This window comes from Pectobacterium nicotianae, assembly GCF_023272715.1.
Lineage (GTDB): Bacteria > Pseudomonadota > Gammaproteobacteria > Enterobacterales > Enterobacteriaceae > Pectobacterium > Pectobacterium brasiliense.
This window is the reverse complement of sequence record NZ_CP096821.1, coordinates 1581477-1597164: the sequence shown is the minus strand read 5'-3', so window position 1 is coordinate 1597164 and position 15688 is coordinate 1581477. Positions and strand designations below refer to the sequence as shown.

Annotated in this window: 13 protein-coding genes; all 13 read right to left on the bottom strand. The window is 52.1% G+C overall.

Annotated elements, in window-relative coordinates; all coding sequences use genetic code 11:
- Window positions 1–5 precede the first annotated feature (5 nt).
- The 13 genes from nuoM to lrhA all read right to left on the bottom strand — a co-directional run bounded on the left by nuoM (window position 6) and on the right by lrhA (window position 15351).
- Window positions 6–1541 (bottom strand): NADH-quinone oxidoreductase subunit M, encoded by a 1536-nt coding sequence (gene nuoM / locus MYB54_RS07150; RefSeq protein ID WP_014916024.1) that lies wholly within the window; start codon window positions 1539–1541, stop codon window positions 6–8.
- A gap of 100 nt (window positions 1542–1641) precedes the next feature.
- Window positions 1642–3489, bottom strand: coding sequence for an NADH-quinone oxidoreductase subunit L (nuoL, locus tag MYB54_RS07145; protein ID WP_248721716.1), 1848 nt, complete (start codon window positions 3487–3489; stop codon window positions 1642–1644).
- Entirely contained in the window at window positions 3486–3788 is a 303-nt protein-coding gene (gene nuoK, locus MYB54_RS07140) for an NADH-quinone oxidoreductase subunit NuoK (protein WP_005969835.1), read from the bottom strand. The genes nuoL and nuoK overlap by 4 nt, the downstream gene beginning before the upstream one ends.
- On the bottom strand, window positions 3785–4345 hold the full coding sequence (gene nuoJ, locus MYB54_RS07135) for an NADH-quinone oxidoreductase subunit J (protein WP_010278881.1): 561 nt from the start codon (window positions 4343–4345) through the stop codon (window positions 3785–3787). Before nuoJ ends, nuoK begins: the two co-directional genes overlap by 4 nt.
- Before the next feature lie 9 nt (window positions 4346–4354).
- Window positions 4355–4897, bottom strand: coding sequence for an NADH-quinone oxidoreductase subunit NuoI (nuoI, locus tag MYB54_RS07130; protein WP_010278884.1), 543 nt, complete (start codon window positions 4895–4897; stop codon window positions 4355–4357).
- A 17-nt stretch (window positions 4898–4914) separates the two neighbouring features.
- Window positions 4915–5889 carry an NADH-quinone oxidoreductase subunit NuoH gene (gene nuoH, locus MYB54_RS07125; RefSeq protein ID WP_010278889.1) on the bottom strand — a complete coding sequence of 325 codons (975 nt, stop codon included), beginning with the start codon at window positions 5887–5889 and terminating at the stop codon, window positions 4915–4917.
- Complete coding sequence (nuoG, locus tag MYB54_RS07120) at window positions 5886–8612, bottom strand: NADH-quinone oxidoreductase subunit NuoG (protein WP_039280206.1); 2727 nt, start codon at window positions 8610–8612, stop codon at window positions 5886–5888. The genes nuoH and nuoG overlap by 4 nt, the downstream gene beginning before the upstream one ends.
- A gap of 186 nt (window positions 8613–8798) precedes the next feature.
- Entirely contained in the window at window positions 8799–10148 is a 1350-nt protein-coding gene (nuoF, locus tag MYB54_RS07115; RefSeq protein WP_010278895.1) for an NADH-quinone oxidoreductase subunit NuoF, read from the bottom strand.
- The gene (gene nuoE / locus MYB54_RS07110) at window positions 10145–10690 is read right to left on the bottom strand and encodes an NADH-quinone oxidoreductase subunit NuoE (RefSeq protein ID WP_051902878.1); all 546 of its coding nucleotides are present in this window, start codon (window positions 10688–10690) and stop codon (window positions 10145–10147) included. The genes nuoF and nuoE overlap by 4 nt, the downstream gene beginning before the upstream one ends.
- A 2-nt stretch (window positions 10691–10692) precedes the next feature.
- The gene (gene nuoC, locus MYB54_RS07105) at window positions 10693–12492 is read right to left on the bottom strand and encodes an NADH-quinone oxidoreductase subunit C/D (RefSeq protein WP_205568548.1); all 1800 of its coding nucleotides are present in this window, start codon (window positions 12490–12492) and stop codon (window positions 10693–10695) included.
- Window positions 12493–12590: 98 nt separating this feature from the next.
- Complete coding sequence (locus MYB54_RS07100; protein ID WP_005969846.1) at window positions 12591–13265, bottom strand: NuoB/complex I 20 kDa subunit family protein; 675 nt, start codon at window positions 13263–13265, stop codon at window positions 12591–12593.
- Window positions 13266–13282: 17 nt separating this feature from the next.
- Window positions 13283–13723 (bottom strand): NADH-quinone oxidoreductase subunit A, encoded by a 441-nt coding sequence (locus MYB54_RS07095; RefSeq protein ID WP_010278904.1) that lies wholly within the window; start codon window positions 13721–13723, stop codon window positions 13283–13285.
- A 677-nt stretch (window positions 13724–14400) separates the two neighbouring features.
- On the bottom strand, window positions 14401–15351 hold the full coding sequence (lrhA, locus tag MYB54_RS07090; protein ID WP_014916028.1) for a transcriptional regulator LrhA: 951 nt from the start codon (window positions 15349–15351) through the stop codon (window positions 14401–14403).
- Between the last annotated feature and the right edge of the window lie 337 nt (window positions 15352–15688).

The following is a 15688-nucleotide window of genomic DNA, read 5'->3' as shown; positions in this document are numbered from 1 at the left end:
GCGAATTACGGCCTTGTTGTTGAAATAATTGAATCTGGAGCAGACGACATAAACCACTGCTGGATATTTGACATCGCGGCACTGGAGGTATCCAGAATCGGTTGCGGGTAAACCCCTAACAACACCAGTAATACCACCAACAGCATCACGATAGACAATTCGCGGAGCGACATACTCTTCAATGGCTCATCAGATTTAGGCGCGCCGTAGTAAGCACGCTGCATCATGATCAGTGAGTAGACTGACGCGAATACCAGACCGAAGGTTGAGATCACCGTAATCACCGGCACAACCTGATAGCTGCCGAACAGAATCATGAATTCGCCGACAAAGTTACCCGTGCCCGGCATACCCAAGGTTGCCACAGCAAAGAACAGAGACAGCGCAGGCAGGAACTTCAGACGCGACCACAGGCCACCCATTTCACGCATGTCACGGGTATGCAGACGCTCATACAGCTGACCACACAGAATGAACAGACCGGCAGCGGACAAGCCGTGTGCAATCATCTGAATCACCGCGCCCTGATAAGCCAGTTGATTACCGGAATAGATGGCAATCATCACGAAGCCCATGTGAGACACAGAGGTATAAGCAATCAGACGCTTGATATCCGTCTGTTTAAACGCCAGCCAGGCACCGTAGAAGATACCAATCACACCCAGCCACATAGCAATTGGAGCAAAGGCATGGGAAGCGTTCGGGAACAGCGGCAGGCTGAAACGCAGCAGACCATAGGCCGCCGTTTTCAACAGGATCCCTGCAAGGTCAACAGAACCCGCCGTTGGTGCCTGACTGTGTGCATCCGGCAACCAACCGTGCAACGGCACAACAGGCATTTTTACAGCAAACGCGATGAAGAAGCCCAGCATCAGCAGATATTCAACACCATATGACATCGGCGTCTTCAGCAGGTCTTCATAGTTGAACGTCCAGACACCGGTGGCATTGTGATGCACAAAGACCAGCGCCAGAATCGCGATCAACATGATCAGGCCACTTGCCTGGGTATAAATGAAGAACTTGGTTGCCGCCGTAATTCTGGTTTTACCGTCGGAGCCTTTATGCCCCCACAGTGCAATCAGGAAGTACATCGGTACCAGCATCATCTCCCAGAAGAAGAAGAACAGGAACATGTCGATGGCAAGGAACACACCGATAACGCCGCCCAGAATCCACAGCAGGTTCAGGTGGAAGAAGCCCTGATAGCGCTGAATTTCATTCCAGGAACAGAGGATTGCCAACACGCCCAGCAGCCCCGTCAGCACGACCATCAGCAGCGACAGGCCATCCAGCGCAAGATGGATGCCGATGCCGAAGCGTGGGATCCATGGCACATAAAACTCGGATTGCCATTGTGGCACGCCTGTCGGCGCCGTCAGAGAGTAACCGCCTTGCAACCACAGTTGCAGAGACAGTGCGAGTGTCAGCCCCATTGCAATCAACGCTATCCAGCGCGGTACTTTCGTACCAAAACGCTCTAACTGCCAGCACAGCAGACCGCCGATAAAGGGGAGAAGAATTAGCCAAGGTAGTAGCATGGCGTTTTGTGTCCCTAAATTAAAGAAATCTGAAAACTTGCCGTGGCGGGCATCCCTATCTGCAGAATGCCCTACCTTTTATACGTTACCGGATACTGCCTTAGACCAGCAGTAACAAGGCCAGCACCAGCACGGCACCAAAGCCCATAGAAGCAACGTACCAGCGCAACTGACCATTCGCACTGAGCGCCAGCCCACGGTTACCCCAACGGGTAATCGTAGCCGGAAGCGTCATCAATGCATTTAACGGATCACGCTGCAACAGCTTCGCGATAGCCAGATACGGTTTCACAAAGACATGGTCGTACAACCAGTCGAAGCCCCACGCGTGGAACCACCAGGTCGAGAAGAAACGACCTGGAGCACTCTTCGCGATGCTGCTCACCGCCTGACGTTTACCCAGCCACAGCACAGCAGCAAGCAGAATACCGGCAATCGCCACCACGCCAGAGGTAATTTCCAGCGTCATCAACTGGCCATGTTCAAGCTCTGTCGTCGCTGGCAGTACACCGTGCAACGGCGGAACAATCATCGCACCAATAAAGGTGGACAGAATCATCAGCACAACCAGCGGTAAGTGGTGAGAAATGCCTTTTCCTGCATGCGCTTTGGTTTTCTCTTCACCGTGGAACACGATGAAAATCATACGGAACGTATACAGCGAGGTCATGAAGGCACCGGCCAATCCAGCCACCATCAGATTGACGTGACCATTTGCCCATGCGCCAGCCAGAATCTCGTCTTTACTGAAGAAGCCTGCGGTAACCAGCGGCAGTGCAGCCAGCGCCGCGCCCCCAACCAGGAAGCAAACATAAACCAGCGGAATCGTTTTACGCAGGCCGCCCATCTTGAAGATGTTCTGCTCGTGGTGGCAGGCCAGAATCACCGAACCAGAAGAGAGGAACAGCAGCGCTTTAAAGAACGCATGCGTCATCAGGTGGAAAATCGCGGCATCCCATGCCTGAACGCCCAGCGCCAGGAACATGTAACCAATCTGGCTCATGGTAGAGTAAGCCAAGACGCGCTTGATGTCGGTTTGAACCAGAGCGGCAAAACCCGCCAGTACCAGCGTTACTGCACCCACAATCCCTACCAGATGCAGAACATCCGGTGCCATCAGGAAGAGGCCGTTTGTACGCGCAATCAGGTAAACGCCCGCGGTAACCATCGTCGCGGCGTGGATCAGTGCAGATACCGGAGTTGGACCGGCCATTGCGTCCGCCAGCCAGGTTTGCAGCGGCAGCTGTGCCGATTTACCGACCGCACCACCCAGCAACATCAGCGTAGCCCAGGTGATTTCCGGTGAACCTTCAGCCAGTTTCTGCGGTGCCAATACCATCAGCTCGCGGAAGTTAAGCGTACCCAGTTCTTTGTAAAGGATGAACAGGGCAAAGGCGAGGAAGACGTCACCCACACGCGTAACGATGAAAGCTTTCATCGCCGCCGCGCCGTTCTTCGGATTGGTGTAGTAGAAACCGATCAGCAGGTAACTGCACAGCCCCACCCCTTCCCAACCGAGGTACATCAACAACAGGTTGTCCGCCAGTACCAGAATGACCATACTCGCGATGAACAGGTTGGTGTAGGCGAAGAAGCGGGAATATCCCTCTTCCCCACGCATGTACCAGGAGGCAAACAGGTGGATAAAGAAACCAACGCCCGTTACAACGGACAGCATCGTCACTGAAAGGCCATCGAGCGTCAGCGTTACGCTGATGTCGAAGTTGCCAACGGCCATCCATGTCCACAAATGCTGATTAAAGAAAGTCACGCCACCGTGCTGCTGGCCCATGAAATCGACCACAATCCAAGCGGTAACCAACGCTGCCAGACCAATCGAGCCAACACCGACAGTCGCGGACGTATTTTCCGACCAGCGACCGCGAGAAAATGCCAGCAACAGAAAGCCGAGCAGCGGGAAGAGTATTGTTAAATAGAGTAAGTTCATCCGCGCATCTCACTGACTGTATCAATATTCAGGGTCTGACGACGACGATACATTTGTAGCAACAGAGCCAGACCAATACTGGCCTCAGCCGCTGCCAGCGTAATCGCCAGAATGTACATCACCTGACCATCCGGCTGCTGCCAGTAACTGCCAGCGACGACAAAAGCCAGCGCGGCAGCATTGATCATAATTTCGAGACTGATCAACATAAACAGCAGGTTACGGCGAATCAACAGACCAGTCAGCCCCAGAACAAACAGGATAGCGGCTAAAATTAACCCATGTTGTAACGGAATCATGCGCGTTCCCCCGTTATTTTCTTCTCAACGTCCTGGTTCGCGCCTTCTTTACTGACAACGTCACCACGTTTATCTTCACGACCAATGTGGAAAGCGACAACCAATCCCGCCAGCAGCAGCATTGATGCCAATTCAACGGCCAGAACATAAGGACCAAACAGGCTGATACCCACGGCTTTCGCCTCAACTGGTGTACCCGTGATGCCCTGCTCTTTCAGGCTAAGGATGGCATTGACAACAATGACCAGTAATGCCAGTGAAAGGATACTCGGACCGATCCAGACGCTAGGCTTCAGCCAATTCCGCTCTTGTTCTTCTACGGAATTACCGAGGTTGAGCATCATGACCACGAACACAAACAGCACCATGATGGCACCTGCATACACGATGATGCTCAGCGCGCCGGCAAAATTAGCCCCCAGCGAGAAAAATACGCCCGCAATCGCCATAAGCGAGGTGACCATATACAACAATGCATGCACAGGATTGGTATGCGTAATGACGCGCAATGTCGCCAGTATCGCAATCAAGCCTGTGGTATAAAAAGCGAATTCCATGCTAGCTCCTTAGGGCAACAGGCCTTTGACATCAATGGGTTTGGCTTCGTTTTCAGCTTCGCCTTTGTCTTTCCCATCGATTGCCATACCAGCCATCCGGTAGAAATTGTATTCCGGATATTTACCCGGCCCCGATATCAGCAAATCTTCTTTCTCGTACACCAGATCCTGACGTTTGTAGTCGCCCATCTCGAAATCCGGCGTCAGCTGGATAGCGGTTGTCGGGCAGGCTTCTTCACAGAAGCCACAGAAAATGCAGCGCGAGAAGTTGACGCGGAAGAACTCCGGATACCAGCGACCATCTTTGGTTTCCGCTTTCTGCAATGAGATACAGCCGACCGGACAGGCCACCGCACACAGGTTGCAGGCAACGCAACGCTCTTCACCATCAGGATCGCGCGTCAGCACGATACGACCACGGTAGCGCGGCGGTGGATTCACAGGCTCTTCTGGATACATTCTGGTTTCGCGCTTCTTAAAAGCATTCGATCCCACCATACAGATACTGCGTATCTGGGTGCCGAAACCAACCACTAACTCTTTCAATGTCATGGTTTATTCACCCCTTCTTAAGCGTTGTACAAAATGACGGCCGCTGTCGCCAGCAGATTCAAAAGCGTTATCGGCAGACAGACTTTCCAACCGAAAGACATCACCTGGTCATAACGCGGACGGGGTAACGAAGCACGAATCAGGATGAACATCATCATGAAAAAGCCTGTTTTCAGCGCAAACCAGACAAACGGAGGCAGGATTGGACCATGCCAGCCACCGAAGAATAAGGTCACCATCAGCGCGGAAACAGTCACGATCCCGATATATTCCCCGACAAAGAACAGACCGAATTTCATACCGGAGTATTCAATGTGGTAACCATCTGCCAGTTCCTGTTCAGCTTCAGGCTGGTCAAACGGGTGACGGTGACACACCGCCACGCCTGCGATGGCAAACGTAATAAAGCCGAAGAACTGCGGGATCACGTTCCACAGGTGTTCCTGAGAATCGACGATGTCACGCATGTTGAACGAGCCCGCTTGCGCGACAACCCCCATCAACGACAGGCCGATGAACACTTCGTAGCTTACGGTCTGAGCAGAAGCACGTACCGCACCCAGCAGCGAGTATTTGTTGTTACTTGCCCAGCCAGCAAACAGCACGGCGTAAACGGCCAAACCTGCCATCATCAGGAAGAACAGGATACCGATGTTCAGATCGGCGACACCCCAGGTTGGCGTGATCGGCACAATCGCAAAGGCAATCAGCATTGACGTAAACGCGATCATTGGTGCCAGCGTGAAGATCACCTTATCGGTGAAATTCGGCACCCAGTCTTCTTTGAAGAACATTTTGATCATGTCAGCGACAAGCTGCAATGAACCGCCCCAACCTACCCGGTTCGGTCCATAACGTCCCTGGAAGAGGCCGAGTAGTCGACGTTCACCCATACTCATGAATGCGCCACAGGTCACCACAACCAGCAGAATCACGATCGCTTTTCCGACGGAGATCAGAATCTCGATTAATTCCGGCGTTAACCAACTCATTGTGCGGCCTCCCGCAGATTTTCAACGGTTGCACCCGCCAGCACCGGTGCAATACCCGGTAAGCCCAGCGGTAAACCAACCTGTCCCTGACTCAATGCCGCACTTAAGCGCAGTGGCAGACGTAACGTTTGTCCTGCACAGGTCAACTCCAGCAACGCACCGGCGTTCACGCCCAGCGTTGCCGCATCAGCCGGGTTCACCATCACGTAAGGCTCTGGCATACGCTGCTGAATCACGTCAGAACGCTGTGACATTTCATCACTACCAAACAGGTGATAATACGGCGCAACGCGCCATTGACCCGCTTGTGGGACGAAAGCCGCAGGAATGTTATCGAAATACGCCAGCGAACCTTCTCCGGCTTCGATCATACGCACACCCGGATCGCCATGACGCAAATGTCCGCCCACTTCGTCCTGGAATTTGTTCCAGGCTTGCGGTGAGTTCCAGCCTGGTGCCCAGGCAAACGGAATTTGCTGACGATTAGCTGTCGGGCTGTTGTTCCCTTCCATTGAGAAGGCAAACATGGTGTCTTTATCAACCGGCTGACGCGGTTCATGCACGCTGATATTGGCACGCATCGCAGTACGGCCACTGGAGCGAATCGGTGAACGCGACAGTTTCTGGCCACGAATACGGAACGAGGCGTCAGGCGCGGCATCTTTAATTGCAGCCAGCTGCGGCAATTCAGCAACACACGCATCAATCACGTTATCCAGTTGCGTCCAGTCAACCTGACGGCTGTTATAGGTGATATACAGCGAGTGCAGCCAGCGCCAGCTTTCCAGCATCACAATTTTGTCGTTGTAGTACGTTGGGTCATAAACCTGGAAGAAACGCTGAGCGCGGCCTTCCTGATTCACCAACGTACCGTCGCTTTCAGCAAAGCTGGCGGCAGACAGAATGATGCTGGCCTTATCCATGATGCGAGTACGCTGATGGTCAACCACAATCAGGTTTTCCGCTTTTTCCAGCGCCGCGTCAACGCGAGCGATTGGAGCATGACGGTAGAGATCGTTCTCCAGAACCACTACGCTATCAGCGTCGCCGTTTTCCAACTGCGCCAGCGCGTCATCCAGCGAACCGCCCCCCATGATTGACAACCCGATGCTGTTAGCAGCAGGAGCAACAAAGGTGATGCCGACGTCAGAACCGCGATTTTTCAGCGCCTTGGCAACGTTTGCTGCCGCAGAGATCACTTCCTCGCTACCTGAATTGGTACCGGAGATGATGAGTGGTTTTTTCGCACCGGCCAGCGCCTGTACGATGATATCGACTTTCTGGTCGAGGCCGGCAGCCAGATCGGTAACTGCTGGTGCGCTGCTATCCAGACCGTGTGCAATGGCAAAACCAAGACGAGCCTGATCGGCAACCGGCGCACGGTAGTTCCATGCGGCGATGTCGTCCAGACGGGTGTTGTCGACGTTGGTGACAAACAGCGGGTGCTTAGCATGCTGACCGATGTTCATGATCGCCGCAATCTGCCAGTCAGCCACTTTCTGTGCGGCTGCCATTTCGCGAGCTTTACCTTTAACAGCCTGACGAACAGCCAGTGCGATACGCGCACCCGTCTGCGTCAAATCTTCACCCAGAATCAGAACCGCATCGTAGCCTTCGATCTCACGCAGCGCCGGTGTTCTCACACCGCTTTCGCGCAGCACTTTCAGGATCAGTTGCAGACGATTTTGTTCTTCCTGTGCGATACCCGTATAGAAGTTTTCTGCACCCACCAGCTCACGCAAGGCGAAGTTGCTTTCAATGCTGGCACGCGGTGAACCGATACCGATCGTTTTCTTCGCCTGACGCAGCACATCCGCCGCACCTTGCAATGCCTGATCGGCATTCAGCGCGATCCAGTCATCACCACGACGTTGCAGTGGCTGGTTCGGACGGTCTTTCTGGTTGACATAGCCGTAACCAAAACGGCCGCGGTCACACAGGAAATAGTGGTTTACGCTACCGTTGAAACGGTTTTCGATACGACGCAGTTCGCCATAGCGTTCACCGGGGCTGGTATTACAGCCGATGCTGCACTGTTGGCAGACGCTCGGTGCAAACTGCATATCCCATTTACGGTTATAACGCTCGGAGTGCGTTTTATCGGTGAAGACACCGGTAGGACACACTTCAACCAGGTTGCCGGAGAACTCGCTTTCCAGCGTGCCATCTTCCGGGCGACCGAAGTAGACGTTGTCGTGTGCGCCGTAAACACCGAGATCTTTTCCATCAGCGTAATCTTTGTAGTAACGCACGCAGCGATAGCACGCGATACAGCGGTTCATCTCATGAGAAATGAACGGCCCGAGATCCTGATTGCGGTGGGTACGTTTGGTGAAGCGATAGCGACGGAAGTTCTGTCCCGTCATCACCGTCATATCCTGCAAATGACAGTTACCGCCTTCCTCACACACCGGACAATCGTGCGGGTGGTTGGTCATCAGAAACTCAACTATCGTCTTACGGAATAGCTTCGCTTCTTCATCTTCAATCGCGATGAACGTTCCTTCGGTTGCCGGTGTCATACAAGACATCACCAGACGACCACGGGTGTCTTCCGCGTTTTGGTACTGTTTTACCGCACAGAGGCGGCAGGATCCGACGCTCCCGAGCGCGGGGTGCCAGCAAAAGTAAGGAATATCAAGTCCCAGAGTCAGGCAAGCTTCCAGAAGATTGTCTGCTCCGTTTACTTCATACTCTTTGCCGTCTACATGAATAGTAGCCATAGTCAGCATGCTTCCATAATGGCCCGTGTTACCACGAGCGCTAATCAAAAATTCTGTATACCCTCACTTTCAAATCGCAAATGCGTTGGCTACCTGCGCCTTGAAATCTATTGGGTTTATGAGGGTGGCTTATTTGCGCCACCCTGCGGATACATTCACTGCATCTCGCACGTGTTGAGCGATAGCTTACCAGCGCTCTTTCAACAGGTTAGGCTGAATACCGCCAATCGCTTTGACATTGCCTAAATACTGTTTAGAGATACCCGCTTCGAATTCTTCCCGGAAATACTTGATGGCACTTTGCAGCGGCTCGACCGCACCCGGCGCATGCGCACAGAAGGTGTTACCCGGTCCGAGGAAACGGCAAAGTTGCTCCAGCGTTTCGATATCGCCTGGCTGGCCTTCGCCCTTCTCCAGCGCACGCAGAATCTTCACGCTCCAAGGCAGACCATCGCGGCACGGCGTACACCAGCCACAGGATTCACGAGAGAAGAATTCTTCGAGATTGCGCGTCAGCGAAACCATATTGATTTCGTGATCGACGGCCATCGCCAGCGCGGTCCCCATACGGCTACCCGCTTTCGCAATGTGCTCAAAATCCATCGGCAGATCAAGATGGCTTTCCGTCAGGAAATCCGTACCAGCACCACCCGGTTGCCAGGCTTTCAGCTTCAGACCATCGCGCATACCGCCGGCGTAGTCTTCCAGAATTTCACGCGCAGTCGTACCGAACGGCAGTTCCCACAGGCCCGGATTCTTGACGCGGCCGGAGAAGCCCATCAGTTTCGTGCCTGCATCTTTACTTTTACCCGCAGACAGCCCCTGATACCACGCCGCACCGTGCTCGATAATCGCCGGTACGTTACACAGCGTTTCCACGTTGTTAACGCAGGTCGGTTTGCCCCACACACCCGCAGACGCCGGGAACGGCGGCTTAGAGCGAGGGTTAGCACGACGGCCTTCCAGTGAGTTAATCAGTGCTGTTTCTTCACCGCAGATATAACGCCCAGCGCCCGTATGCACGAACAGCTCGAAATCAAACCCGCTGCCCAGAATATTTTTACCCAGCAGGCCAGCCGCTTTCGCTTCTTCGATTGCGCGACGCAGGTGAACGGCAGCTTCGATGTATTCACCGCGCAGGAAGATGTAGCCACGGTAGGCTTTCAGCGCAAAGGCGCTGATCAGCATGCCTTCAACCAGCAGATGAGGCTCTTGCTCCATCAGCAGGCGGTCTTTATAAGTACCGGGCTCCATCTCATCCGCGTTACACAGCAGGTAGCGGATATTCATGCTTTCGTCTTTCGGCATCAGGCTCCACTTCAAGCCCGTCGAAAAGCCCGCGCCGCCACGCCCTTTCAGGCCAGCGTCTTTAACCAGTGAGACCACTTCATCCTGCGCCATGCCGGTTAACGCTTTTTGCGCGGCGGCATAGCCGTTTTTGCTGCGATACTCATCCAGCCACACCGGCTGTTTGTCTGCACGTAAACGCCAGGTCAGAGGATGCTGCTCAGCAGTCAGAACAATGTCTTTACTCATTGATACTGCTCCAATAACGATTCAATTCCTTCCGGCGTCACATGGGTATGGGTATCTTCGTCAATCATCATTGACGGCCCCTTGTCACAGTTCCCCAGGCAGCAGGTCGGCAACAGCGTGAAACGTCCATCGAACGTTGTCTGTCCCGGTTTGATGCTGAGCTTACGCTCAAGCGCGGCCTGAACGCCCTGATAGCCATTGATGTGGCACACGACGCTGTCGCAATAGCGAATAACATGACGCCCGACAGGCTGACGGAAAATCTGGCTGTAGAACGTTGCCACGCCTTCCACGTCACTAGCAGGGATACCCAGCAGTTCGGCAATCGCGTGGATAGCCCCATCCGGTACCCAGCCGCGTGCTTTCTGCACAATTTTCAGTGCTTCGATTGACGCGGCGCGTGCATCTTCGTAGTGATGTTTTTCGTGCTCAATGGCGTCACGTTCGGCGTCACTCAATACAAAAGCATTGTCTTTTGTCAGCGAATCGGCAGCAGGTTGTCCCTGAGCGTCAATATGATCGTGATTGTTATGATCATGCATAATTAGCGGTCCACATCTGACATTACGAAATCAATACTGCCGAGGTAAACGATCAGGTCGGATACCAGACACCCACGAATGACAGAAGGAATCTGTTGCAGGTGCGCATAGCTCGGCGTGCGAATACGGGTACGGTAGCTCATCGTGCCGCCGTCGCTGGTCAGGTAATAGCTGTTGATACCTTTCGTTGCCTCAACCATCTGGAATGATTCATTGGCAGGCATCACCGGTCCCCAGGAAACCTGAAGGAAGTGGTTGATCAGCGTATCGATATGCTGCAACGTGCGCTCTTTTGGCGGCGGCGTCGTCAGCGGGTGATCCGCTTTGAACGGGCCTTCCGGCATGTTCTTGAGGCACTGATCCAGAATACGTAAGCTCTGACGCAGTTCTTCGACTTTCAGCATAACGCGGCTATAGCAATCGCTGATGCCGTCGCCTACTGGCACTTCAAAGTCAAAGTTTTCATAACCGGAATACGGACGCCATTTACGCACGTCAAAACCAATACCAGTGGCACGTAGACCCGCACCCGTTACGCCCCAATCCAACGCTTCTTTCGCATTGTAGGCGGCGACGCCCTGGGTACGGCCTTTCAGAATGGTGTTCTGCAGCGCGGATTTGACATAGGTGTCCAAACGAGCCGGCATCCAATCAAGGAATTCACGCAGCAGACGTTCCCAGCCGCGTGGCAGATCGTGCGCCACACCGCCAATACGGAACCACGCCGGGTGCATACGGAAGCCGGTAATCGCTTCAACCAAATCGTAAATTTTCTGGCGGTCAGTAAACGCAAAGAACACCGGTGTCATCGCACCGACGTCCTGAATATAAGTACTGATATACAGCAGATGGCTATTTATACGGAACAGCTCAGACAGCATTACGCGAATCGTCTTGACGCGATCCGGCACCTCAATACCTGCCAGTTTTTCAACGGCCAGTACGTACGGCATTTCGTTAACGCAGCCGCCGAGGTATTCAATACGGTCGGTATAAGGAATGTAGCTGTGCCAGGATTGGCGCTCGCCCATTTTCTCCGCACCGCGATGGTGGTAACCCACATCTGGCACGCAGTCGACGATTTCTTCGCCGTCCAATTGCAGGATAATACGGAAAGCACCGTGTGAAGACGGGTGGTTCGGACCGAGGTTGAGGAACATGAAGTCCTCATTTTCAGTACCGCGCTTCATTCCCCACTCTTCCGGTTTGAACGTCAGCGATTCCATCTCCAGATCTTCTTTCTGCTTGGTCAGCTCGAAAGGATCGAATTCGGTCGCACGCGCCGGATAATCTTTACGCAACGGATGCCCTTCCCACGTCTGCGGCATCATGATGCGCGTCAGGTGCGGGTGACCATTGAACGTAATACCAAACATTTCCCACGTTTCACGCTCATACCAGTTGGCGTTCGGGAACAGTTTGGTCACGGTCGGTACATGCAGATCGCTCTCGGATAACGCGACTTTCAGCATGATGTCGCGGTTACGCTCGATGGAAATGATGTGATAAAAGACGGAGTAGTCGGCAGCAGGTAAACCTTCACGATGGGTGCGCAGGCGCTCATCCATACCGTGCAGGTCAAACAGCATCACATAAGGCTTCGGCTGTTTTTTCAGGAATGCGACAACATCCAGTAATTGCTCACGTTTGACCCACACAACAGGGATACCTGTGCGGGTTGCCTGTACAGTAAATGCATCTGGTCCAAAACGGTTACACAGTTCGCCAACGACCGGATCGTTAAGGTGATCGCGGGTTTGCCAGCCTGGCTGAGCGAGATCGTGTGTCGTTAAATCTGTCATAAATATGTCACCACATTAAATGTGCTATTTCTGTAGCTGATAATGACCGCACACTATTATCGAGGTATTACACGGTCACCGGGTTTATCATCTACAGGTCAAATCTCATCAGGCGAACGCAGGTTAGTCACAGCGATTCGTTCGCCGCGTTTGCGCTCACGCTCAGATTGCATGTTGGCGCGGTAAACGCCCTGTTCACCCACCACCCATGACAGAGGGCGGCGTTCTTTACCGATGGATTCTTTCAGCAGCAACAGCGCTTGCATGTAGGCTTCAGGACGCGGCGGGCAGCCCGGAATGTACACATCAACAGGCAGGAATTTATCTACGCCCTGAACAACGGAATAGATATCGTACATACCGCCGGAGTTAGCACATGCACCCATGGAGATAACCCATTTAGGCTCCAGCATTTGCTCGTACAGGCGCTGAATAACGGGGGCCATTTTGGTAAAACAGGTTCCCGCTACTACCATGAAGTCGGCCTGACGTGGCGACGCACGCAGAACTTCAGCACCAAAACGCGCCACGTCATGAACGGCGGTAAATGACGTCACCATTTCTACGTAGCAACAAGACAGGCCGAAGTTGTACGGCCACAGGGAGTTCTGACGCCCCCAGTTCACCGTATCGTGTAATGCATGTTCCAGTTTGCCCATATAGACACTGCGGTGAACATGTTGCTCCAGAGGGTCGGAAACGATCTCCTGACGTTGCAGGGGATAACGGTCATTCTCACCGTCCGGCTCTATGCGGGTGAGCGTATAGTCCATCTTAAAATGCCTCGCTGTTACTGCGGATGATTGTTGGTAGTGTTGATGATGTCTGATTTAACGACTTGTCTCTTGGAACGTACCGGGGTCCAGTCAAGTGCCCCAACGCGTACCAGATAAATCAAACCAGCCAACAGCACCAAAATGAAAATGGTTGCTTCAATGAAGCCAATCCAGCCGCTTTCTTTGATAGACACAGCCCAAGCGTAGAGATAGAGGGCTTCAACGTCGAAGATTACGAAGAACATAGCGACAAGATAAAATTTAGCAGACAGGCGTAACCGCGCTGAACCTACGGAGTCGATACCGGATTCATAAGGTACGTTTTTGGCCCTGCCTTTTGCTCTCCCCCCCAGCAAGAATCCACCGGTCAGCATGAAGACACAAAGGCCTACGGCAATGATAAGGAATAGCCCAAATGCCCAATGATGGGCGAGGATTTCAGTAGTTGTTGACATTCTCTTTGCTTACTCATCAAAAGTGGCGGGTAACATCCCTGCTCTATTATCGGCAGTTAATGCGCCACATCGATTAAAAGGAAGGATTAATAACCACAAAAAAGCATGGAAACGTATCAGGTAAGCCTTGCTTGGTATGGTTGAGCCCCTAAATTTGTAACCTTTTTTTCAACCTTACTAAAAATAACAGTACATTACTTTACATGCACGCTGTTTTGTTAACATTTTGTGTTCTCACCCGCAGCTAAATCGAGTCAGTACTTTTATCAGTTAACCAGGTTGCAGCAGCACAGGAAGCAAGTTCACCGCGTCACTATACCATTTTCACAGAAAATGCCTGTTCCCCCATGTGGTTATTAGGGGTATTTTTTGATCCAGCACACATTTTTACCAATTTAGTTAGTAAAAAAATCAAGATGATGCTGGATAAGATTTGATGTCATTTTCCATAACATTATTTTAAAAAAATAGAACCGACGTTTTATAAATTGGAAGAAATCATTAATCTCGCCACGCCTAGCCTATTGATGTGAAATGGAAAACGCAAAGTGGGATCGGCGGGAGGAAATCAGGCCAGGAAGGCGCTGCCGATGCGGGTTTAACACCTTAGTCATAAATCATCATCATTCGGGGTGCGTCCCTACCCTCCCCGAATGATAGTTAACTACCCATTACGATTAGATCGCATCCTTCAGCGACGGGTCGGAAGACAATGTTTCATTCGTGCTGTTTGCTAACATGCTGACAGGCATAATGTGAGAGGGCTTCCCTGATTCAATCACATTGAAAATTGCCGTTGCCAGCTCATTCTCCTGATTAGGATTCTGGCAGAGGAAATAACGTGTTTCAGGCAATCTCGGCAACCCTTCCTCTTCGCCCAACACCCGTAATTCCGGGCTCATCATTTCCACTGACCGCACGGTAATCCCCATGCCAGCCTTCACCGCAGCGCGCACAGCAGAAAGTGTTGAAGCCACATACGCAATTCTCCAGGGGATCCCAGCGGCCGTCAGCTGTTGTGTAGCCAACGTCCGGAAAGGACTCGGCTCATCCAGAACAACCAGAGGGACAGGTTCTTGCGATCGGAACTGATAATCCGCCGCGCAATACCATAACGTTGGAGAACTGCGTAATAACACATGAGGAAACACCACACCGTTCATTGTGGTAATAACCAGATCTATTTTCCCCTGATTCAACATTTCCATCATTTCAGCGCTGCGTTTTACGCTGACATTGACGGAGAGTTTAGGAAATACGGATGTCACCCGATGCAAAATATAAGGAAGGATGGTGTCTGCGGTATCGTCAGACGCCCCGATGGTTAGCGTACCCTGAATATCGCTGTACATTAATGAAATACAAGCTTCATCATTGAATTGTAATATTTTTCTGGCATAACCCAAAAACTGGATACCATGTTCGGTCAGCAATTTATTACGCCCGTGCCGGGCAAAAAGCTCCTTTCCGATGAGTTGCTCCAGCCGCTGCATCTGCTGGCTGACAGCCGATTGGGTTCGATTGACTGCGGTTGCCGCTGCTGCAAATGTATTTAAATCTGCAACGGCAACAAACGTCCTCAGTAAATCAAGATCGAGATTAAGTACTGGTCGATTTGCACTGGTCATACGATTTTTCACTTATCTATTTTAATTTTAACAAAATATTCCTGGTGTTTTATTACATGTACAGGTAATGACCGATACATTTAAAGACACTATCGCAGACGCACGATAAGGGCAAAAAAATACTTATATTTCGTTACCACTATCGCCTTTCCATTGGTAAGACATCATGTAATTAAATGACTCACCAGCCTTAATCCTTAATTCAATAACAACGGCACCTTCCCTTTATTTCAACTTGCGAAATAAATACGCTCCACACTTAAATAAACACGATCTCCCTGTCACCCTATTCTGGCGCTAAAAAAGTGCGGCATGAACAGTTGTCCGCCCCCTACCA